The following is a 20743-nucleotide window of genomic DNA, read 5'->3' as shown; positions in this document are numbered from 1 at the left end:
CTCAGAATGACCGGGCCTCGTCGATCAGCATGATCGGAATATCGTCCTTGATGTCGTAGATCAGGCGACACGCGTGGCAGACCAGCTCGTTCTGGTCATGACGGTATTCGAGATCGCCCTTGCATTTCGGGCAGACCAGAATTTCAAGCAGTTTCGGGTCGAGCATCCTGTCCTCCACTGTTGCTTCGGGTTAGAGTTTGTCGGGCGTGTAGCCGACCATCTTGAGAAAGGAATCGTTCTTACGCCAGTTTTCTTTCACCTTGACCCAGAGGTCCAGGTAGATACTGGAGCCGGAAAGTTCCTCAATCCGGGTGCGGGCCTCGCGGCCAAGCCGCTTGAGCTGCTCGCCGCCCCGCCCGATCAGAATCGCTTTCTGTCCCTCGCGCTCCACGAAAATCACGGCCCGGATGTAGGCCTTGTTCCCCGGACGCTCCTGGTACTCCTCCACCTGCACTGCGGCGGCGTAGGGCAGCTCCTGGCGAAACTGCTCGAAAATGGCCTCGCGGATCAGCTCTGCTGCGAAAAACCGCATCGGCTGGGTGGCGATCTGTTCCTCCGAGTACATAAACTCACCCACCGGCAGCCGCCGGACCACCAAGTCCAGCAGACGCCCGGTGCCGTCGCCGGTCAGGGCGCTCACCGGGATGATCTCCGCGAAAAGCCCAGTGCCGTCGCACTCGGCGATAAGCGGCAGCAGGCGGTCCCTGGGGATGAGGTCGATCTTGTTCAGGGCCAGGATACAGGGCACCTTGAGCCCGCGCAGCCGTCCCTCCAGCTCCGGATCCAGGTGCAGGCCGCGGCTTTCGGCGGCGTCCAGGATGAAGATCACCACATCCGCCCCGCTGACTGCCTTGAAACTGGTCTGGATCATCATTTTCTGCATGCGGTCGCGTGGCTGGATCACGCCGGGGGTGTCGATGAAAAGCGCCTGGAAGCCCTCCCCGCTCAGGATGCCGAACACCTGCTGACGGGTGGTCTGGGCCTTGGGGCTCACGATAGAGATTTTCTGCCCCAGCAGGTGGTTCATCAGGGTGCTCTTGCCCACATTGGGGCTGCCGGCTATCGCCACCACTCCGCTGCGCTTCGCTCCGGGACTGACCGGTTTGCCCTCTGCACCAACTGTCATTGCTCTGCACCCCGTCTTAAGGGAATCTACGAAACGGTCTCAACCCGCCGCAACGGCGAATATAATGCAAAAAACCCCGCGAACCAAGTTTGCGGTTCATTTGCATGGCCCGGTCTGTCTGTTGGGAATAGTATGGTGCGCCATCGGGGAGTCGAACCCCAAACCTACTGATTAAGAGTCAGTTGCTCTGCCAATTGAGCTAATGGCGCACTGCAATCGGACGAAGCCTTGTTTGGATGGGGCCTCACTGAAGAGGTGTCGGCCTTGTCAGCGCGAACGGCTACAATATACACTGAAAAGCCGCTCCAGGCAAGGGAAAAATCGATTTCAGGCACTGGTTTTTCGTCTGGGGTTGGAAACGGCAGTGCACTACGGGCCGTCAGGAGACGGCCCGGTTGGGAATCAGGGCTCTTTGCGGGACCGGCGCGGAGGAATGGAAATGGTGGTCTTGCAGGTCGTGCAATTGAACAGGTACAGGAAACGGTCCGATTTGAGCGTTATCGGCTGCTTCCCGATATAGATCAAATCCCTGTGCTTACACATTTTCCGTCCCCTTCTGTTCATGACCCACCGTCCTGTTGCCTTTCCTGGCTTGTTAAGAGCAAATAGCATGCCAGCCCTCTTCCCGGCATGCTATTTTACGTTTATATCTTGGACCACATACAATTAAAAAAATTAATTCTCTCCCCGACCCCTGTAGAATACGGCATTATTTTCTCACAGCCAGGGAAAATATGCTGCTCAAACCCATACTTGTAGATACACATGTCTCTTTTGGGGCAACAATGATAAGGATAATGTTGTCACGATGGGATCAAACAGGACGGCACAAAATCGGGCGAGGTGTCCGGAGCGTTCTCACTTGCCTGCGCGACGGGCGCTGGCGCGCTCCAGAACTTTTTTCTCCTGGCGGGTCAGGCTGTGGATGCCCTGGGCGTTGATCTTGTCCAGGATGCGGTCCACCTCGGCCTGCTCGCTCTGCCGGCTCTCCAGCTCACGGCTGACCAGGTGGATCTGGCGGCGGCGACGGCGGTCGTGCCAGGCAGAGGACAGGCGGCTGAACTGCCAGTCCTTTTTCAGGTAGAGATACCCGATCAGCATACCGCTCAGGTGAGCGAAATGCGCGATGCCCGAGGGGGTCCAGCTGAGCCAGAACTCGATCGCCGCCAGCAGGAGCACGAAATATTTGGCCTTGATCGGAAAGATCAGCATGAACAGGATACGCCGGTCTGGGAACATCATGCCGTAGGCGGCGAGGAGCCCGAAGATCGCCCCACTCGAGCCGATCAGCGCCTGGTTGGGCAGCCCGGCCCGGATGGGCAGCGACCAGTCGGAGGCGAAGATCCAGTACAGAAGGCCCGCCCCTACCCCGGTGATGAAGAAGAAGATTGTGAACTCACGGGTGCCCCAGGTGCGCTCGATCTCGGAGCCGAACATCCAGAGGGCGAACATGTTGAACAGAAGGTGCCACAGGCCGCCGTGGACAAACATGTAGGTGGCGAACTGCCAGAGGAAAAAGCGGGTGTTCACCAGGTGCGGGGTCAGGCCGAACACGGTCACCCAGAGCGAGCTGCCCGCGGCCATGCGCAACAGGCCGTCCACAATGTACGAGCCGATGCAGGCGATCAGGATATACTTGACCGCAGGGCTGAAACCGCCTCCCAGCAGGTAGCCGGGCTCCTCGTAATAGGTGTTGTAACGCAAGGCAATCTCTCTCTCGGCTGACAATAACTACCAGCGGCGCCACCAGCGCGCGGACAGGAGCGAGAACGCCGCCAGAGCCAGGGCCGCTCCCAGGCTGAGCAGCACCCCGCGCCGGACCGAGTCGGACTCGTAGGCGAAACGCACGCTGTGCCGCCCCGCGGGCAGGGCCACGGCGCGCAGGGCGTAATCGGCGCGCAGGATTTCCTGCGGGGAGCCGTCCACCCAGGCTTTCCAGGCCGGGTAGTCCCACTCGCTCAGCACCAGGATTCCGGGCGCCGGGCTGTCGGTTTCCACGGTAATCTCGTTCTGGGAATATCTTTTAACCTCGGCTTTCGTTTCAATATGCCCCTGGTCCTTTGACGAGTCAATGCCGGGGGCTTTCTCCAGCACGGCCTCGCCGCGGTAGTCGAACGTGGAGTCGTTCAGGGTGGCCAGGATCACCGGGTCCTCCTGCAGCACGCGCCAGCGGCTGAGCAGGAACGCACGCGGCATACAGGTGGGGTTGGGCACCAGCCCGGCCCGCTGCTGCTGGTAGTCGATCACGATCCTGTACTTGACGTTCAGCAGGTCGAACTGACGGTCCAGGCCGACCTCGCCCAGGCGGCGCTTGAGCTGCAGCGGGTTGTAGCCCTCCAGCAGGAACAGACGGTCCAGGCAGCCCTGATTGCGCCGCAGCACCATTACACCGGGGTTTTCCAGGCTGCGGGCGTTGATCCGGAACAGCTCGGTCTGAAGCTCCTTTTTCAACTGGACCGCAGCCGGCGAGTCGGCGTAGAACTGGCCCGGGTCGGTCTTGCCGTCCAGGAACGGACGGCCGAATGTGAGCAGCTCGAAAAAGGTGAAAAGCACGGCCGCATATCCCATCCAGCGCAGGTCGAATTTCAGCGGTCCGCCGGCGGCAAGACCCAGCAGGATAAGCGTACACGCTATTGTGGCCACTGAGTGCAGGAGAGCGGTCGAGGCCAGGGACTTGACCTCGGGACGGGTCAGGGCGCCCTCAAACAGTCCGTTCAGCGCACCGGCGTAGAGCAAACAAAGCATCAAAACAACGACCACTCCCAGGGCGGCGGCGACCAGCAACGGACCCCGCACCACCTTTCCCCCGGCCTCGCTCCTTTTCCGCCGCAGCGCCTCCCAGCCCAGGGCGGCCAGCAGCGCCAGGCCGAACGAGGCCAACGCCGCGAACCGTCCCGGAATGCGGAACCGTCCGAATCCCGGAGCGAACTTGAAGCACAGCCAGTAAAGCCCCCCGAAGCGCCCCAGAGCCAGCCAGAGGCTTAACCCGGTAAGGAGCGCGGCGAACTGCACCCGCCGGTCGCGGCGGAAAGCCCCCAGCGCCCAGAGCGCCAGGCTGAGCGGCAGCACCCCGACAAACAGGCAGGTCTCCCAGAACGCGCTGTAGCCCCCGGCCCAATAGGTGTTCTCGGCCGGATACTGGGTCCCGAAAAAGCCCGGGCAGATCAGCTTGAACAGCAGCAGCGGGTGCAGGGAGTGCTCGACCGAAGCCTCCCAGGTCATGCTGCTGCGCGGGGTGTAGCGGGCCAGTTCAGCGGCGGGCAGCCAGTTGAAGGCGTTCAGCCCCACCCCGAAGCCCACCACGCCGAGCAGGGTCAGAAAGCGCGCGCCGGAGGCCGAAAGGCTCACCGTCCCCCCATGCTCCCGCGCCCCCACCTCGTGCAACAGCCATTGCAGGCCCAGCACGTAGCAGATGTACAGGGTGTACTGCGGGTAGCCGCCCATGGTGCTCAGTGCCAGGGTCAGGGCGGCGCCCACGGCCCAGCGCAGGCGGCCGCTATCCAGGGCGCGCTGGAACAGCTCCAGGATCAGCGGCAGCCAGATGAAGACGTTGATGAAATTCAGGTGGATCGCGTGCGTGATCAGGAACCCGCTGAACGCGAAAGTCACCGCGCCCAGGAGGCTCGAGTCGGCGCTCAGCTTGAGATAGCGCAGGAAACGCCAGCAGAGCCAGCCGGCCAGAAAATAGTGGAGCACGTCGAACAGCTGCACCACCCGCGGGCTGAGGCTGTCCGCACCGGCGAACACGGTCTGGACCAGGTTCAGGGGGTACAGCACCGCAGTCTGGATGTCGGCGAAAAACGGCATTCCGCCGAACACGTAAGGGTTCCAGAACGGGAACTCGCCCCGCACCAGCGAGGTGGCGGCAAAGAACCGCACCGGGTAGGAGAAATGGAGGAAATCCTCCCAGAGCCAGGCCTGTCCGGATTTGAGCGGCGTGAGGTAAGGCCAGAAGAATATTGCGGTCAGAGCGGCGAGGGCCAGCAGCGGCAGCCAGCGCAGAATACTGTCCGGCCCCGGTTTCCCGGCGCCGCGCTCAGGTTCGGTTGGGGCGGCTTTCCTTTGCCCGTCGCTCTTGCGGGTGCTCATGGCCGGTACAGTCCGCGGCGGTCGTTGCGCCAGATGGTGAACAGCTCGGAAAAGCAGGTGAACACGTTTTTCAGCAACCGAACCCGGGTGGCCTCGTCATTGGCCCATTCCACCGGGACTTCATCCACCGCGAAGCCCTTGCGGTCGGCGATCACGATTATCTCGGTGTCGTAGCTCCAGCCGTCGATAGACTGGCAGCCGAACACCGGCGCCAGGCTCCGGCGGCTGAAACACTTGAAGCCGCAGGTGAAATCGCTCACCCGCAGGCCGAAGATGACATTGCTCAGCCAGGTGAACACCTTGCCCATGTTCTCGCGGTAGCCGGGCTGGTGTTTCACTATCCTGGCGCTGTCCACCTTGCGCGTGCCGATTATCACGTCCCGACCCCGCTCCATCAAGGGACGGAACCGGTCGAGCATGACGATGGGCGTGGAAAGGTCGGCATCCATGAACACGGCGAAATCGCCGCGGGCGGCCAGCATCCCGGTGCGCACCGCATGGCCTTTGCCACGGTTCTGCGCGTAGCCCTCCACCCGCACCGCCACCTGCGGGTTCTCGAACGAGCGCACCACCTCGCGGGTGCGGTCGCGGCTCCCGTCATCCACCACCACGATCTCACTGGAGTAGTCCTGCGCCCGCAGGTAGGCCAGTATCGCCTCCAGGGTTGCGCCGATCCGCTTTTCCTCGTTATAGGCCGGGATGACCACGCTCAGAAACACTTTCCCCGAATCCAAGTGACTCTCTTTCTCCAGTCGTTGCGGTTCAAGTGCGCTCAGCCGGGGCGGCGGCACAGGCAGAGCAGCGATTTGCCGAACGGGAAACCGGGCCGGGGCAGAAAATGCCGCTCGAAGCTGAACACCCGGTGGAACACGGCGTTGGCGAGGCCGCTGAATTCAGGGTAACAGTTTTCCTCTTTCAGCGGCCGGCGGAACCGGTCCAGGAGCAGGTCGACCAGAGCCAGCGGAAAGAGTAGTGAGTTGAAATGCGTGAGGTACTCGAAACTGAAACCGGCCCCCTCCAAAAGAGTGCGTAGCGAGCGCGAATTGTACCGCCGGTAGTGCCCGAAGATCACATCCCGGCTGGTCCACTGCCAGCGGTCGGCCGGGACAGTGAGCAGAAGGTGTCCGCCCGGGACCAGCATCCGCTTGAGTTCCGCGGCCGCGGCCACATGGTCCTCGATGTGTTCCACCACGTCCATACAGAACAGGAACTCGAAGCTGCGGTCCCGGAACGGCAGGCGCGTGCTGTCACCGCGCACCAGTTGTTTCATCCCGCGCCGCGCGGTGCAGCGAAGGGCATCCAGCGAGTAGTCGAAACTCACCACCTCGGCGCCCAGGTTTTCGGCCAGGCAACTCGTGGCGCCGGGGCCGCAACCCACGTTCAGAAGGCGCAGGCCTGGAGCGATCAGGCCGCGCAGCAGACGTTCGAGGATCAGCAGTCGTCCGCTGTAGAGCCAGTAGCTTTCCTCCCGGCTGTCGAACTCCTGCATGACCTTCTCGTTGTCTTTCATCGGCCCTCTCCGGACATGCCGGACTGCCCGGGCGCGGGAGAGGCCGCCGGGGCCAGGCTGTCCACCGCCGCCGGGCTTTCCTGTACCTGCGGCGCCTGGGCCGGGATCACATCGCCGTTGTGTATCTCGAGGATGAAAGTGCGGCGCTCCACCCGCCCGTCCGGCTCCACCGAATACTGTCCGTAGGCCCCGTCCAGGGCGGAGACTTTCTCCAGCGCCTCGGCCAGCCCCTTGCGGCTGACCGGGAAATCCCCGGCCGCGTACAGAATCATCCCGGCGGCGTCGAACCCCAGGGCCGAGTACTTGTTCACCGGCCGCTGGCAGATACGCTCGTAGTCGGACTTGAAACTGTTCCAGAGCAGCTCGCGCGAGCCCTCGTAGAACGGCGAAGCGAACAGCACGCCCTCCACGTACTCGCCGCCCATGCGCAGCACCCGCTCGCTGCGCCAGGTCTCGGTGCCCAGGATACGCGCCTGTCCCAGGCCGTAGTAATGCACCTGTGAGGCGATCTGGGTGATATCGTTCAACTCGGCCGGGATGTAGATCGCATCCGGCAGGTAGCGCTGGAGCAAGGTCATCTGGCTGTCGAAATTGTTGTCCTCGCCGCTGTAGCGCAGGTCGGCCACCACCGCGCCGCCGTTGTGATGGACCGCGGAGCGGAAACTGGCCGCCAGCAGTGCGCCCTTTTCGTTGTTCGGGGCGAGCACGGCGAAGATCTGAAGGCCCAGCCTGTGGATCGTGAAATCGGCCAGGCGGCGCAGTTCGGCCGGGTCGGTGCGGTTTATCGCGTGCACCAGCGGGCCCAGCCCGGCCAGTTGCGGCGACTCAGCGGTCGGGCAGACAACCGGCAGGGAGGCGCCAGAGGCGGCCATGGCCAGCGACAGGGTGGCGTCATCCTGGTACGAGCCGATCAGTCCGGCCACACTTGTGTCCTTGGCCAGCTCGCGCCCCAGCGTGGCGGCGATCAGCGGGTCGGACTGGTCATCCCGGAAGACTGTCTCCACCCGGACTGCCCCGTTGTGCGTGGCGTTGTAGCGGTCCACAGCGATCTGTATCCCCTCGCGGATCGCCTGGCCGAAATCGGCGTAGCGGCCGCTCAGAGGCAGCACCACGCCGATCCGGTTGCAGTGGCCTGGAGCGGTGGCCGCCAGAGGGGCTGGCGCGGCAGCCTGAAACCGTCCCAGGACAGCCAGCAGCTCGGAGGTCTGGATGTCCGGCACCGCGGACTTGTATGCGTTGAACAGGGAATCCGCTCCGGTGTTGCGGCCCAGCGCCAGGCGCGAGCGCAGGCCGTAGTAGAGGCCGAGAAACGCGAACTGGCTGTCAGCGGGGGCCAGGGAGGCTATGAAACTCTCGCAGCGGGAGGCGCACTGCTCGTAGCGCCCGGCGGAGTAGTCCTCGACCGCGGAAAGTATCTCGGCGTAGGGCGCACCCTGGCGCAGGGCCTCGGGCGTTTGTTTCTGCTTCGCGGCGAGCGGTGCGCAGAACGCGGCGATGAAAACAATTAGAGCCAGCAGAGCCGGAACCGATTTCCTAATGCGCTGCGTATCTTGCATAGATGGGGCCTTCCGGTGCGTTGAAGCCGGTGACAGTGAATGATATAGATTACTAAAATAGTCGAATGGGGTCCCGATTTCAACTCAAAACTGACTCCAGGGCAAAAAGAATGGGCGCACGCGGGGTGCGCCCATCACAGCGGACGAAGAAACACGGCTTTACTTTCAACCCATCCTCGACCTCAGCCCCGGCCCGTGCAACCACCGCGGACCGGACCCTCTCTCAAGCGCTCACTCGGCCGCTTCGGTCGATTCCGGCTCCGCCCCGCCCTCCGGCTTCACTTCCTCAGCCTCATTATTCGAATCGCTCTCCGGCTCATCGCAGGAGACCTCAGCGGCCGGGGATTCCTCATCCTCGACCACCACCTCGACTCCGTCATCCTGGGCCTTGAGCTGCTCCTTGGCGTAGCGCTTGGCCTCGGCCATGTCGCGGACGGCCAGGACGATACGGTGGTTCTGCGGATCGTTCTCGATGATCTTCAGCTTCAGCTCATCCCCGATCTTGTACACATCCGAGGGATTACTGACCGTGCCCTTGAGGCCGAGCTGCGAGATCGGCACGAAACCCTCGATGTCCTCGCCCAAGTCGACCACCACGCCCTTTTCGAGCAGGCGCACGATCGGGGAATCCACCTCGGTGCCGACCGGGTACTTCTCGCCGATCTGCTCCCACGGGTTGTCGGCCAACTGCTTCATGCCCAGGCTGATCCGCTTGTTGTCGATGTCCATGTTGAGCACCACCACCTTGACCTTGTCGCCCTTCTTGACGATCTCGCTGGGGTGATGGATCCTCTTGGTCCAGGACATGTCACTGATATGCACCAGCCCGTCGATGCCCTCCTCGATCTCCACGAAGGCGCCGTAGGAGGTCAAGTTGCGCACACGGCCCTCGATGACCGTACCGACCGGGTATTTCTGGTTTAGAGTCTGCCACGGATCGGCCTCGGTCTGCTTGATGCCGAGCGATATTTTCTCTTCCTCGGGGTTGATCGAGAGCACCACGGCCTCGACGATGTCCCCGATGGCCACGACCTTGGAGGGGTGGCGGATATGACGGGTCCAGCTCATCTCGGAGATGTGCACCAGGCCCTCGATACCCTTCTCCAGCTCCACAAAAGCGCCATAATTGGTGATCGAGACCACCTTGCCCTTGACCCGCGAGCCGACCGGGTACTTGGCGGCGGCGTTTTCCCACGGGTACGGGGTGAGTTGCTTGTGGCCCAGGCTGATCCGGCCGTTCTCGAAATCGAGGTCCAGGATCTTGACATTGATCTTGTCGCCCAGGGCGACCATCTCGCTGGGATGCGCCACACGGCCCCAGGACATGTCGGTGATGTGCAGCAGCCCGTCCACGCCGCCCAGGTCGATAAACGCGCCGAAGTCGGTGATGTTCTTGACCACGCCCTCGCGGGTCTGGCCGACTTCCAGCTCCTGGAGCAGCTTCTCTTTCTTCTCCTCGCGCTCGCTCTCGAGGATCACGCGGCGGCTGATCACGATGTTGCGGCGACGCTTGTTGATCTTGATGATCTTGAACTTGAACGTCTGCCCCATCAGCTCGTCCAGATTGGGGATACGGCGCAGGGCGATCTGGCTGCCCGGCAGGAACGCATCCACGCCCAGCAGGTCGACCACCACGCCGCCCTTGATCCGGCGCACCAGGGTGCCCTCGACCAACTCGTCGTTCTCGTGGGCAGTGCGGATATGGTCCCAGACCCGGATGAAATCGGCTTTCTTCTTGGACAGCACGATGATGCCGTCCTCATCCTCGAGGCTTTCGAGGAACACCTCGACCTCATCGCCGACCTGCACCTCGTCCGGAGTCTTGAACTCATCCAGGGCGATAGTGCCCTCGCTCTTGAACCCGATGTCGAGGACCGCCTGCGTGTCGGTGATACGCAGCACACGGCCCTTAATGACCTGGCCTTCCTCGATGCTGGACATCGTGGACTCGTACATCACGAGCATGCGATTGTACTCGTCCTTGGTGTACTCGATGCCCTCGTCCAGCATCTGCCAGTACTCCTCGTCCTCCTCGACCGGCTTGGCCACCGCAGCGGGTGCAGCCTCCACCCTCTCGTCCTCTTCTTCCACGGTCTGCACTGCGGCGTCAGCAGTCGCCTCGACCGGCTTTTCCTCGCCGGCCGCAACAGCCTCGGGCAGGATTTCGCCCTGAGGGTTATCGGTGTTCTTTTCCAACTCCGCCATGAACGAGAATCTCCTTAAAGGATTAAAAAGCCCCTTGATCTCAGGGGGTTCAGGGTTGATAACTGCTGCGAAAGTATAAACTTAAAAACGTCTTATCCGAAAGTCAACAATATTCGGTTAAGCTTTTTATTTTTATTTAGCGAGACTCGTTCTCCGCGCAAATTCTCTGCAGCTCGGCTATACGCTCCATCACCAGGCGGGCCAGGGCGATCTGCCCCTTGGGGTTGTGCTCGAACTGCGCATACTCCTCAGGAAGGATCGGGCGGCCGTACAGTACACGCATCGGGCGGCGGCGCAGGAAAGCTTCTTTCAGCCGCGATGTGCCGCGCAGGAACGCCGGGACGATCACGGCCCCTGTCTCCTGGGCCAGCATCCCCACCCCGAACTTCGGCTCGCCCAGGCTGTCCTCGGTCCCGCGCGTACCCTCCGGGAACATGATCACCACTCCCTCGCGGGCCAGGATGTCCTTGAGTGCGGCGATGGCGCTCCAGTCCATCACCCCGCGACGGATCGGCACGGTGTTGTAGAACCGGATCAGCCGGCCGAAAAAGAAATTCCGGAACAGCTCGCGCTTGCCCAAAAAAAATATCTCGCGCGGCACTGCGCAGCCTATGGCCGGCGGGTCGAAATTGCTCACATGGTTGGAGGCCAGGATCACCGGCCCTCCGGACGGAAATATCTCCTGGTGTACAAAGCGCGCCCCGAAAACCAGGCGCATGAGCATGCGCACCATGAACTGCGAGAAACGGTAGATTGTGCGGTATTCAATTTTGGCTGGCTTTTCCCGGCCCATATCCGTACATTTCCTTTTCAGTGGTTATCTCCCGAGTAAACATTCTCCCTGCGGCGGGGTCAATTTAGTCCGAAATGCGATTGCGAGCAATACATATCGCCCCGCTGGTCAGCGGCCTTCTGCTGGTGCTCTCTTTCCCGCCTTTCCGGCTCTTCCTGCCGCCTTTTATCGCACTGGTCCCCCTGCTTGTGTTCCTGGAGCGGGAGCGCTCCACGACCCGAGCCGTGCTGGGGGCTCTCCTCTGCGGCCTCGTTTTCTGGGGCATCCTTCTCTACTGGGTGACGCTCTTCACGGATGCCGGGTTCGTGGTGCTGATCCTGATCATGGCCTCGAACCTGGCCCTGTTCGCTTGGGTCACCCGCCGGATCGAGAACAGTTTCGGGGTGCCGCTGGCCGTGAGCGCCCCCTTTGTCTGGACCGCCATCGACTATATCCACGCCCACGGCGACCTGGCGTTCACCTGGGGCCAGCCGGCCTACAGCCTGACCTATTATCCTGTCCTGATCCAGTTCGCCGAGTTCAGCGGGCCCTACGGGGTGACTTTCTGGCTGGTCGCGCTCAACGGCCTGCTGTACACTGTCTACAAGCGTTACCGCTCCGGCCTTCCCGTGGCCCGCGCGGCCGCGGCCGCGGCCCTTCTGGTCGCCCTGCCCCTGGCCTGGGGCGCGCTGGTATTGAGGAACGCCGGCGATGACCTCGCCGGAGGCGACAGCCTGCGCGTCAGCTACGTCCAGCCCAGCATCGCCCAGGAGGTCAAGTGGAGCGCCGAGATGCGTGACAGCACGTTCGAAATACTTGGCCAGCTCTCAGTTTCCCAGGCCGCGGAGCGCCCCGACCTGGTGGTCTGGCCCGAGGCCGCGGCCCCGGCCTACCTGCGCACGGACCGCCGCTGGCGCGAGTACGTGGGCTCGGTGGCCCAGGGACTCGACTGCTTCCTGCTCACCGGCGCGCCGGAATACCATTTCCACGAGGACCGCAAGGACTACGATTCGTTCAACTCGGCGTTCCTGTTCGGCCCGAACGGCCTGATCGCGGGCAAGTACGACAAGATCCACATGGTCCCGATGAGCGAAAGAATCCCTTACGAGGACTTTTTCACCGGGCTGAAGGCAATCGACGTGGGCGGGTCGCATTTCGTGCCCGGGGACAGCCTGGTGGTGTTCCACACCGCACGGGGGGATTTCGGAACTCTGATCTGCTTCGAGTCGATCTTCCCGGAGATCAGCCGGGGCATGGTGAGCCGCGGGGCGCAGTTCCTGGTCAACATGACCAACGACGCCTGGTTCGAGCGCACCAGCGCCGCCTACCAGCACAGTGCGTTCCTCGTGCTCCGGGCCATCGAAAACCGCCGCGCCATCGTGCGCTCGGCCAACACCGGGGTGAGTGCATTCTACGACAGCTATGGACGGCGCAGGCAGGCTACACTGCTGTATGAAAGAACAGCGGCCACGTCCGGGATACGGCTCCGGAGTGACCGCACGCTGTACAACCGTCTGGGCGACTGGCCGGCCCACCTGTGCTGGAGCCTCAGCCTGGCCGCCCTGCTGGTGAGTTTCTTCCGCCACCGCAGGCCCGCAGCCTGATCCACCCACTCGCTATTTCAGCGGCTCATCCGAGAACTGTATCTCGCCGAAACGGTCGGGGTCGTGGAAAGTCTTGCCCGAGATGGGCGACCAGGCGTAATACTCTCCCCGCACCCCGGCCCCCTCGGGCAGGTCGATACGGTAGAGGTTGAGCCGCCAGCGGTCGCCGGCCACGGGCGGAGTGTGGGCCCCGGTCACGATGTCCTCCAGGGGCACGGCCATCTCCACGCTCCAGCCGCCGTCCGTGTCGCTCCTGTCGTTCAGCGTGCCGTCCAGGAACACCGCGCGGCGGAGGCCGAAACTGTTCCAGGCAAGATGACCCACGCGGCCGTTTGCCGTGTTCTCGATATAGCCGTCCCAGAGTGTGTTCAGCGGGTTGACCTCCAGCTCCAGGTAGCCCTCGCGGTCGCCGTCCGGGTTGATGAACGCCTCCACCACTTCCTCGTTGTAGATCGGCTGGTCCCGCTCGGTCATGGTGGACCAGATGTGGCTGTCCTCGCATTCGAACGACAGGTAGAGATAGCGGTCATCCCACATGATGCGGGCCGTGGTTTTCTGGCCCACTTTCTCGCCCTCGCGCGCCGCGCCCAGCTCGATCGGCTCACAGGCTTTCCAGGCGGCCTCGTTCACCACCCCATCGATCACCGGCGGGTACAGCGCCCGCTTGACTACATAATGATGCGTGGGCGGAGCGGCCTGCTCGGCCTGAACACTGACTGCAGCCGTGAAAGCGAGAGCGAGGGCGGCAAAGCCGGCCAACATTTTTCCAGGCAACAAGGCGCACCTCTCCGATTGGATGATAGTTGAAAGCAAGGCGGCGCAGCGGCTCAGGCCGCGATCATTCCTTTTCCACCCCGGCGCGGCAGCGGTTGCAGTAACCGTAGATGTCGAGCTTGTGGTTGGTGATGTTGAAATCATGCTCTTTGGCCACCTTGACCTGGAGGTCCTCGATCGCGTCGTTCTTGAACTCCAGCACCTTACCGCAGCGGGTGCAGATCAGGTGGTCGTGGTGCTTGTCCTTGAGCACGGCCTCGAAACGCTTGAACCGCTTGCCGAAACGGTGCTGCACCACCAGGTTGCTCTTGATCAGCACGTCCAGCGTGCGGTAGATCGAGGCGATCGAGGCGGCGATTTTTTTCTGGCGCAACAGGTTCTGGATGTCCTCCACGCTCAGGTGGCCGGTGGAGTTGAAAATAATCTCGGCGATCCTGCGCCTCTGGCGGGTAATCAGATAGCCGTTATCCCGCAGGTACTTAATGAACTGCTCGGTCAGGTCCTCCGGCATGTCGCCTCCCCTGGCAGGTTAAGCCGCGGTCCGCGTGCGCGGCCCGCCGACATCTTGTTTGAGTTTTTCAGCCGCTGTTCTGATTTTCTGCTCGAAATCAATTCCATCCCCGGCGTAGATCACGCTGCGCGAGGCGTTGACAATCGCGCCCGGCTCACCGCCGTTCTCCGCCGCACGGTCCACACTTTCCAGGCTCCCGCCCTGCGCTCCGATACCCGGAAGAAGGAACGGCAGCCCGGGCGCGGCCGCCCGCACCGTCGAGACCTGCTCCAGGTGGGTCGCCCCCACTACCAGCCCGATGCTGTTGCGTCCCTTGTCCCACTCGGCGGCCTTGCGCGCCACCTGAAGGTAGAGCGGGTTTTCCCCGCCGGACTGGAAATCGGACGAGGAGGGGTTGCTGGTCAGGCAAAGAAGGAAAATGCCGCGCCCGTCATGCTTGAGATACGGCTCCACCGAGTCCCAGCCCAGGTAGGGGTTGACCGTGAGTGCATCCGCGCCCAGCCATTCGAACGCAGCCCGGGCGTACTTGCCGGCCGTGTTGCCGATATCCCCGCGCTTGGCGTCCAGGATCACCGGCGCCCGCCCGCCGATGTAGCGGATCGTTTTCTGAAGCGCTTCCAGGCCGGGCAGGCCCTCGGCCTCGTAGAAAGCCATGTTGGGCTTGTAGCAGCAGACCAGGTCGAGCGTGCAGTCGATCACCGCGCAGTTGAAACGGTAGAGTGCGTCCTCGGCGCCGCGAAGGTGCACCGGTATCTTGCTCCGCTCGGTGTCCAGACCCACGCAGGTCAGGCTTGCATTCTTCCTCGCCGCCTCGGCGAACTTTTCCCAACAGCCTGTCCCAACTGCCATCTGCGCCTGCCCCCCTGTTGTCTGACTGCTGCCGTTGATTTGTAACGCCCGTACCATATCTAAACAGATTGAGAATAATTGTCAACACAATTTTGCTTCCACACCTGCAACCTGCGGTTCTTGAAGAGATTCAAAACCTCATTGAGCCTGAGTTTCAGCCTGGCGACCCGATCCCGTCATCTGTCAAACCCCGGCCAGGCTCTCACGCAGCAGCGCGGCCAGACGGGTGTGGCGCACGGCCATGCGGGCGTTGCCCACGGCCACGGACATGGCGCGCGGGTCGCCGGCCAGCACCACCACCTTGCGCCCGCGGGACAGGGCCGTGTAAAGAAGGTTTCGCTGGAGCATAACGTAGTGCTCGTTCAGCAGCACCACGATCACCGCCGGGTACTCGCTGCCCTGGCTCTTGTGCACCGTGACCGCGTAGGCCAGCTCGAGGTCCTCCAGCTCCAGACCCTCATAGGCCACCGTGCGGCCGTCGAAATCCACCCACAGGTTCTGCTCCTCGCTGTCGAACGACACCACCCGGCCGATATCGCCGTTGAACACGTCCTTCTCGTAGTCGTTGCGCAACTGCATAACCCGGTCGCCGATACGCAGGTCGCGGCCGCTGAAATTGATTTTCCTTCCCAGCGGATTCAGCGCCCCCTGGAGGAGCTGGTTCAGGGCGCGCGTGCCGCAGAGGCCCTTATTCATGGGGGTGATCACCTGCAGCCCGGCGGCCGGATCAACGCCGAACGCAGGCTCCAGGCGCTCGGTGATCAGGCGCACGAGCTGCTCGCGCAGAGACTCGGGGTCGCTCTGCGGCAGAATGAAAAAGTCACGCTGGGGCGGCTCGCCTCCGCTGCGCTCGATCTCGGATTCGAGCTCCTTGTCCCGCTCCTGCGGCAGAAGCCCCCGGCGCACCCGGTGGGCGTTGCGGATGATCAGACTGCGTCCGGCCTGGCGGAACACCTCCTCCAGGCGGTAGACCGGCAGCACTCCGCTTTCGATCAGGTCGTGCAGCACCATGCCCGGACCGATCGAGGGCAACTGGTCCACATCACCGACCAGGATCAGGGCCGCGCCCCAGGGCAGGGCGTCCAGGAAACTGGCAAACAGCGGCAGGTCGACCATCGAGACCTCATCCAGCACGAACACCTCGCCCTCCAGGGGACGACTGCGGTTGTGCAGGAACTGGCCCTCCTGGAAACTCCAGCCCAGCAGGCGATGGATCGTGGAGGCGGGCCGTCCGCCCGAGGTCTCGCTCATGCGCTTGGCCGCCCGTCCGGTGGGCGCGGCCAGGGTCACCCGGATATGCGCCCGCTCGGCTACGGAGATCAGCGCGGCGACCACGGTGGTCTTGCCTGTGCCGGGGCCGCCGGTGATCACGGCGATCCGGTCCTTGAGCGCGCCGCGCACCGCCTCGCGCTGGCCGACCGACAGGCTGATCCCCTTCTCACGCTCGAAGGCGTCCAGCTCCTTCTCCCAGCCGCCCACGCCGCACTCGGCCAGAAACCCGGTCCGCGCGCCGAGGATCGCCCCCACCCGCTCGACCGCGACCTCCTCGGCCCGGTAGCAGCGTGGCGAGTAGATGAAGGTTTCGCCCCCGGCCAGTTCGTGACGCACCACCAGCCGTCCCAGCCGCACCAGATTTTCGAGCGGGGGACGAAGGCTGTCCCGCTCCACGGCCAGAAGGCGCGCGCCCTCCTCCAGAAGGCGCTCCAGGGGCAGACAGGTGTGGCCGTTACGGTTCTCGGCCTGGGCCAGGGTGTGCTCCAGGCCGCTGGCCAGGCGCAGCGGGCTGTCGGGCAGGACCCCGAGATTGGCGGCGATCCGGTCGGCAGTGGCGAACCCGATGCCTTGGATGTCATCCACCAGGCGGTAGGGGTTCTGGGAAACCAGCTCCACGGTCTTGTCGCGGTAGATGCGCCAGATGCGGGCCGCCATCCCGCCCCCCAGGCCGTAGCCCTGCAGGAACACCATCGCCCTCCGGTTGCCGCGCTGCTCCTGCCAAGCCTCCTTGATAAGGGCGATCCGCTTGGCCCCCAGGCCCTGGACCTCGGACAGGCGCTCCGGCTCGTGGTCGATCACATCGAGGGTTTTCTCGCCGAAAGCATTCACGATCCGCTCGGCGGTGACCGGCCCCACCCCGCGGATAAGGCCCGAGGCGAGGTATTTTTCGATCCCCTCCACGGTCTCGGGGTGGATGAACTCGTAGCTTTCCACCTGGAACTGACGGCCGAAACGGGGGTGGTTTTTCCATATTCCGGTCAGGCGCAGGTTCTCGCCCTCGTTCACGCCCGAGAGGTGCCCCACGACAGTCAGGCTCTCACCCTCGCCCTGCTGGAGGAACCGGGCCACGGTGTAGTCGTTTTCCTCGTTGCGGTAGCTGATATAGTCGAGCACACCGCTGATCGTGTCGCGTATCGGGCCGTTCATAAGTGTATCTTCTTTTAAGCCGCTTGAGAGGATGAGGACCGATTCAATGCTCTTTATTCAATCAACGGGCTAAACATTTGCTCTGCTTTCGGTTCTGCGAAGGCAGCAAAGCCGGCGGGGGCTGCGAACAGTCCTTCTGCCTTTCGTAGGGGCGGCCCCCCGTGGCCGCCAGGGCTGGCTGGGGCAGGCACAGGGGCCTGCCCCTACAATACCAAGCCTGAGCCGACTCCCTACCCGTGGTGCGGGCGCAAAATGAGAATCCTTGTCATTAACTGGCAAAATAACGGCCCGCGGGTGCAAGATCAAGCCGCGGGCCGTAAGCATACTGTTTGTATCACGTTTCAGCGCACGCAGCGGGCGTAGCGGATGCCCTGCAGGTCCCAGCGCGCCTGCTGGCAGTCCAGCCGATGACAGAAATTATCGTAGTCCTTGCGCCCGGGGCTTGTCCAGCCCACCTCGGCCAGGGCGGCCAGACGCGGGAAAGTACGGCATTCCACGCGCGCGGCCGAGGGGGCCCACTCGCTCCACATCTCGCAGCCCAGGCCCAGGATGCGCGGCCGCAGAGACTGCTCCAGGCTGTCCGGCACCGGGTCGAACGCGTAGGCCTCGGCCAGGGGCAGCGCTTCGTAAGTATCGTCGAAATAGGTCATCGTGGCCTGCGAGTTCACGATATCGTGGCCGTCACGAGCGGCGCGCGCGATGATCGCGGGGTCGCCCAGCCAGAAATGCACGATCGTGCCCGGGGCCAGCCCCTCGCCCGCGGGCTGCTCGGCCAGGGAGGCGGCCCCCACGGACTTGAGCAGACCCTGGATATCATCGCCCAGGATATCGTTCCAGCCGATCATCCGCCGGCCCCGGCTTTCCAGGAAACGGCTCATCCGGTTTGTGAAATAGCGCTGCACCTGGGCCGGTCCGGCCAGGTGCTCCCGCTCCATCAGGGCTTTCACCTGCGGCGAGGCCAGCCACTGCTCGAAAACCACCTCATCCCCACCCAGGTGTATCTCCTTTGAGGGGAAAAGCTCCAGCACCTCGTCCAGGATGTTCTCCAGGAAAGTGTAGACCTTCTCATCCCCAACGTTGAAAGTCTGCTTGAGGATGCCGAACACCTGGGACACCTCGGCCGGCTGGCCGCTCGTGCCCATCTCGGGGTAGGCGGCGATGGCGGCGGTGGCATGTCCCGGCATGTTGATCCCGGGCACGACTTTAATATGGCGCTCGGCGGCGTAGCGCACTACCCGCCGCACCTGCTCCTGGGTGTAGAACCCGCCGTGGGGCTTGCCGGCCCGGTCCGGGCTGTACCAGCCGCCCACCTGGGTGTCGGCGCGCCAGGCCCCCACCTCGGTCAGCTTGGGGTATCGCTTTATCTCCAAGCGCCAGCCCTGGTCATCGGTCAGGTACCAGTGGAACACGTTCAGCTTGAGCGCGGCCATCTGGTCCAGAAGGCGCAGCACCTCCGCCTCGCCGTGGAACCAGCGCGCGTCATCCAGATGGTAGGCGCGCCAGGGGAACCGTGGTATATCCCGGATTTTCACCCCGGGTGCGCTCCAGAGAACCCCCGAGGTTTTCTGCGATGAGAACGCCTCCACGGGCAACAACTGCAGGAAAGTCTGGATTCCATAGAACGCCCCGGCCGGAGCGAACGCGGTAACTGTGACCGCAGCGGGGGTGACCTCCAGGCCGTAACCCTCCGCCCCGAGCGAGCTATCCGAAGATTTTATCAGAATTATAACATTTTGAGCTTTATTACTTTCCGCTATTGATTTGACTCCGGGCTTGAAGCCGGTGGGGGCCTCCAGGCACGCGGCCAGGTAGCGCGCCTCGGCGTTGAACGCGCTGTCGGCCAGGATGACTGTGGCCGGGTTGAGGACAAACTCGCCGCCGGTGAGGTTCAGTTCCTGCGGCTGCGGAATAACCGAGACATTCCGCTCCGCGGCCCAGCCGGACCCGGCCCAGGCGCACAGAAACATCAGAATGAAAATTACCCTGCCCATCCACCCCCCTCACCAAATTGGTTCTAAACGGTAAAACATTATAGCCCGGCGCTCAACCGCCTGAGCGCCGGGCTTTGTGAGAACGACAACGCTCAGCGCGGGACCTGGGCGAAATTGACATTCTGCAGGCTCCAGCGCTTTTCCATGCTGTCCAGCCGGCGGCAGAAATCCGGATAATCCTTCTGTGCGGCACGGGTCCAGCCCACCTCGGCGTAGGCCGCTATCCGCGGGAATGTCTGGTGCTCCACCTTGTCATCGGTCGGGGTCCACTCGCTCCACATCTGGCAGCCCAGGCCCAGGACCTTGGGCCAGAGAGAGCGGTCCAGCCCCTGCGGGATCGGCTCGAACGCATAGGCCCGGGCCAGGGGGATTTGTGTGTAGTCGTAGTCCAGGTAGGTCTCGGTGTGCAGCGAGTTGATGATGTCGTGGCCCTCGCGGAGCGCGCGCTCGGCCAGGGCGATATCCCCGGCCCAGAACTGCACCACCGTGCCCGCAGCCAAATTACGGCGGTCCGGGCGGTCACGAAGGTCCCCTGCGCCCACGGCCTTGAGCAGACCGTGCAGGTCATCGCCCATTATATCGTTCCAGCCCAGCATGCGCCGTCCGCGGCCCTCCATGAACCGGCTCATGCGCCCGGTGAAATACATCTGCACATCCGCCGGGCCGCTCAGGTGCTCGCGCTCGATCAGGGCCTTGATCTGCGGCGAGGCCACCCACTGGCCGAACAGCACCTCATCCCCGCCCAGATGGATCACCTGGGAGGGGAAAATCCCCATCACCTCGTCCAGGATATCCTCCAGGAACGGGTAAAGGTTCTCGTTCGCCACGTTGAACACGCTGGGCAGCTTGCCGAAAGTGACACAGACCTCCACCGGCTCGCCGGTGGTGCCCATCTCGGGGTAGCTGGCGATGGCCGCGGTGGAGTGGCCCGGCATGTTGACCGAGGGCACGATGTTGATATGCCTCTCGGCCGCGTAGCGCACGATCTCGCGCAACTGCTCCTGGGTGTAGAAACCGCCGTGGGGCTGGCCCGTGCGCAGCGGGCTGTCCCAGCCGCCGGTCTGTGAATCCTTGCGCCAGGCCCCCACCCCGGTCAGCTTCGGGTATTTCTTGATCTCGATGCGCCAGCCCTGGTCATCGGTCAGGTACCAGTGGAACTCGTTCATTTTCAGGGCTGCCATCTGATCCAGGAGTTTCTTGACCTCCGCCTCGCCGTGGAACCAGCAGGCCTCATCCAGATGGTAGGCGCGCCAGCCGAAACGCGGGATGTCGCGCACTTTCACCCCGGCCGCGCTCCAGGCCACACCCTCGGCCCTGGCCTTACCAAACACCTCA

The 20743-nt window shown here is 63.3% G+C and carries 16 protein-coding genes and 1 tRNA gene; 1 reads left to right on the top strand and 16 read right to left on the bottom strand.

Annotated features, from left to right (window positions below; all coding sequences use genetic code 11):
* Nucleotide 1 precedes the first annotated feature (1 nt).
* From LLH00_02685 to LLH00_02640, 10 genes are all read right to left on the bottom strand, one after another.
* The gene (locus LLH00_02685) at nt 2-166 is read right to left on the bottom strand and encodes a Trm112 family protein (protein MCE5270170.1); all 165 of its coding nucleotides are present in this window, start codon (nt 164-166) and stop codon (nt 2-4) included.
* A gap of 24 nt (nt 167-190) precedes the next feature.
* Entirely contained in the window at nt 191-1126 is a 936-nt protein-coding gene (gene era, locus LLH00_02680) for a GTPase Era (GenBank protein ID MCE5270169.1), read from the bottom strand.
* Between the two features lie 133 nt (nt 1127-1259).
* Nucleotides 1260-1335 (bottom strand) — tRNA-Lys (locus tag LLH00_02675).
* 649 nt (nt 1336-1984) lie between these two features.
* Nucleotides 1985-2830, bottom strand: coding sequence for a rhomboid family intramembrane serine protease (locus LLH00_02670; protein MCE5270168.1), 846 nt, complete (start codon nt 2828-2830; stop codon nt 1985-1987).
* A gap of 27 nt (nt 2831-2857) precedes the next feature.
* Nucleotides 2858-5215, bottom strand: a complete 2358-nt coding sequence (locus LLH00_02665; protein MCE5270167.1) for a YfhO family protein — start codon at nt 5213-5215, stop codon at nt 2858-2860.
* On the bottom strand, nt 5212-5949 hold the full coding sequence (locus LLH00_02660; GenBank protein ID MCE5270166.1) for a glycosyltransferase family 2 protein: 738 nt from the start codon (nt 5947-5949) through the stop codon (nt 5212-5214). The genes LLH00_02665 and LLH00_02660 overlap by 4 nt, the downstream gene beginning before the upstream one ends.
* 38 nt (nt 5950-5987) lie before the next feature.
* Nucleotides 5988-6725 carry a class I SAM-dependent methyltransferase gene (locus tag LLH00_02655; GenBank protein MCE5270165.1) on the bottom strand — a complete coding sequence of 246 codons (738 nt, stop codon included), beginning with the start codon at nt 6723-6725 and terminating at the stop codon, nt 5988-5990.
* Nucleotides 6722-8281 (bottom strand): ABC transporter substrate-binding protein, encoded by a 1560-nt coding sequence (locus LLH00_02650; protein MCE5270164.1) that lies wholly within the window; start codon nt 8279-8281, stop codon nt 6722-6724. Before LLH00_02650 ends, LLH00_02655 begins: the two co-directional genes overlap by 4 nt.
* Nucleotides 8282-8512: 231 nt before the next feature.
* Entirely contained in the window at nt 8513-10486 is a 1974-nt protein-coding gene (gene rpsA / locus LLH00_02645) for a 30S ribosomal protein S1 (protein ID MCE5270163.1), read from the bottom strand.
* A 136-nt stretch (nt 10487-10622) separates the two neighbouring features.
* Nucleotides 10623-11279 carry a 1-acyl-sn-glycerol-3-phosphate acyltransferase gene (locus tag LLH00_02640; protein MCE5270162.1) on the bottom strand — a complete coding sequence of 219 codons (657 nt, stop codon included), beginning with the start codon at nt 11277-11279 and terminating at the stop codon, nt 10623-10625.
* A gap of 80 nt (nt 11280-11359) precedes the next feature.
* On the opposite strand from LLH00_02640, the gene lnt reads away from it, so the two are divergent.
* Entirely contained in the window at nt 11360-12862 is a 1503-nt protein-coding gene (lnt, locus tag LLH00_02635; protein ID MCE5270161.1) for an apolipoprotein N-acyltransferase, read from the top strand.
* A gap of 12 nt (nt 12863-12874) precedes the next feature.
* Here the strand turns inward: lnt and LLH00_02630 are convergent, their stop codons facing one another.
* The 6 genes from LLH00_02630 to LLH00_02605 all read right to left on the bottom strand — a co-directional run.
* A complete protein-coding gene (locus LLH00_02630; GenBank protein ID MCE5270160.1) occupies nt 12875-13636 on the bottom strand; it encodes a carbohydrate-binding family 9-like protein in 762 nt (253 codons plus the stop codon).
* Nucleotides 13637-13700: 64 nt separating this feature from the next.
* Entirely contained in the window at nt 13701-14147 is a 447-nt protein-coding gene (locus LLH00_02625; protein MCE5270159.1) for a transcriptional repressor, read from the bottom strand.
* 18 nt (nt 14148-14165) lie between these two features.
* Nucleotides 14166-14996: an orotidine-5'-phosphate decarboxylase gene (gene pyrF / locus LLH00_02620; protein ID MCE5270158.1), complete on the bottom strand. Its 831-nt coding sequence runs from the start codon at nt 14994-14996 to the stop codon at nt 14166-14168.
* A 183-nt stretch (nt 14997-15179) separates the two neighbouring features.
* Complete coding sequence (locus LLH00_02615; GenBank protein MCE5270157.1) at nt 15180-17417, bottom strand: ATP-dependent RecD-like DNA helicase; 2238 nt, start codon at nt 17415-17417, stop codon at nt 15180-15182.
* A 341-nt stretch (nt 17418-17758) separates the two neighbouring features.
* A complete protein-coding gene (locus tag LLH00_02610; GenBank protein ID MCE5270156.1) occupies nt 17759-19408 on the bottom strand; it encodes a beta-N-acetylhexosaminidase in 1650 nt (549 codons plus the stop codon).
* 92 nt (nt 19409-19500) lie between these two features.
* A partial coding sequence (locus tag LLH00_02605; GenBank protein ID MCE5270155.1) for a family 20 glycosylhydrolase occupies nt 19501-20743 on the bottom strand: 1243 nt, incomplete at its 5' end.

Source organism: bacterium, assembly GCA_021372515.1.
Taxonomy (GTDB): domain Bacteria; phylum Gemmatimonadota; class Glassbacteria; order GWA2-58-10; family GWA2-58-10; genus JAJFUG01.
Note: the sequence above shows the minus strand (reverse complement) of the source record. Positions and strands in the feature narration are given on the sequence as shown.

Bases quoted from the DNA above. Each gene is read 5' to 3' on its own strand.
- era (MCE5270169.1), bottom strand. From the start codon at position 1,126: ATGACAGTTGGTGCAGAGGGCAAACCGGTCAGTCCCGGAGCGAAGCGC.
- LLH00_02685 (MCE5270170.1), bottom strand. From the start codon at position 166: ATGCTCGACCCGAAACTGCTTGAAATTCTGGTCTGCCCGAAATGCAAG.
- pyrF (MCE5270158.1), bottom strand. From the start codon at position 14,996: ATGGCAGTTGGGACAGGCTGTTGGGAAAAGTTCGCCGAGGCGGCGAGG.
- LLH00_02615 (MCE5270157.1), bottom strand. From the start codon at position 17,417: ATGAACGGCCCGATACGCGACACGATCAGCGGTGTGCTCGACTATATC.
- LLH00_02625 (MCE5270159.1), bottom strand. From the start codon at position 14,147: ATGCCGGAGGACCTGACCGAGCAGTTCATTAAGTACCTGCGGGATAAC.
- LLH00_02665 (MCE5270167.1), bottom strand. From the start codon at position 5,215: ATGAGCACCCGCAAGAGCGACGGGCAAAGGAAAGCCGCCCCAACCGAA.
- LLH00_02650 (MCE5270164.1), bottom strand. From the start codon at position 8,281: ATGCAAGATACGCAGCGCATTAGGAAATCGGTTCCGGCTCTGCTGGCT.
- rpsA (MCE5270163.1), bottom strand. From the start codon at position 10,486: ATGGCGGAGTTGGAAAAGAACACCGATAACCCTCAGGGCGAAATCCTG.
- LLH00_02655 (MCE5270165.1), bottom strand. From the start codon at position 6,725: ATGAAAGACAACGAGAAGGTCATGCAGGAGTTCGACAGCCGGGAGGAA.
- LLH00_02640 (MCE5270162.1), bottom strand. From the start codon at position 11,279: ATGGGCCGGGAAAAGCCAGCCAAAATTGAATACCGCACAATCTACCGT.
- LLH00_02610 (MCE5270156.1), bottom strand. From the start codon at position 19,408: ATGGGCAGGGTAATTTTCATTCTGATGTTTCTGTGCGCCTGGGCCGGG.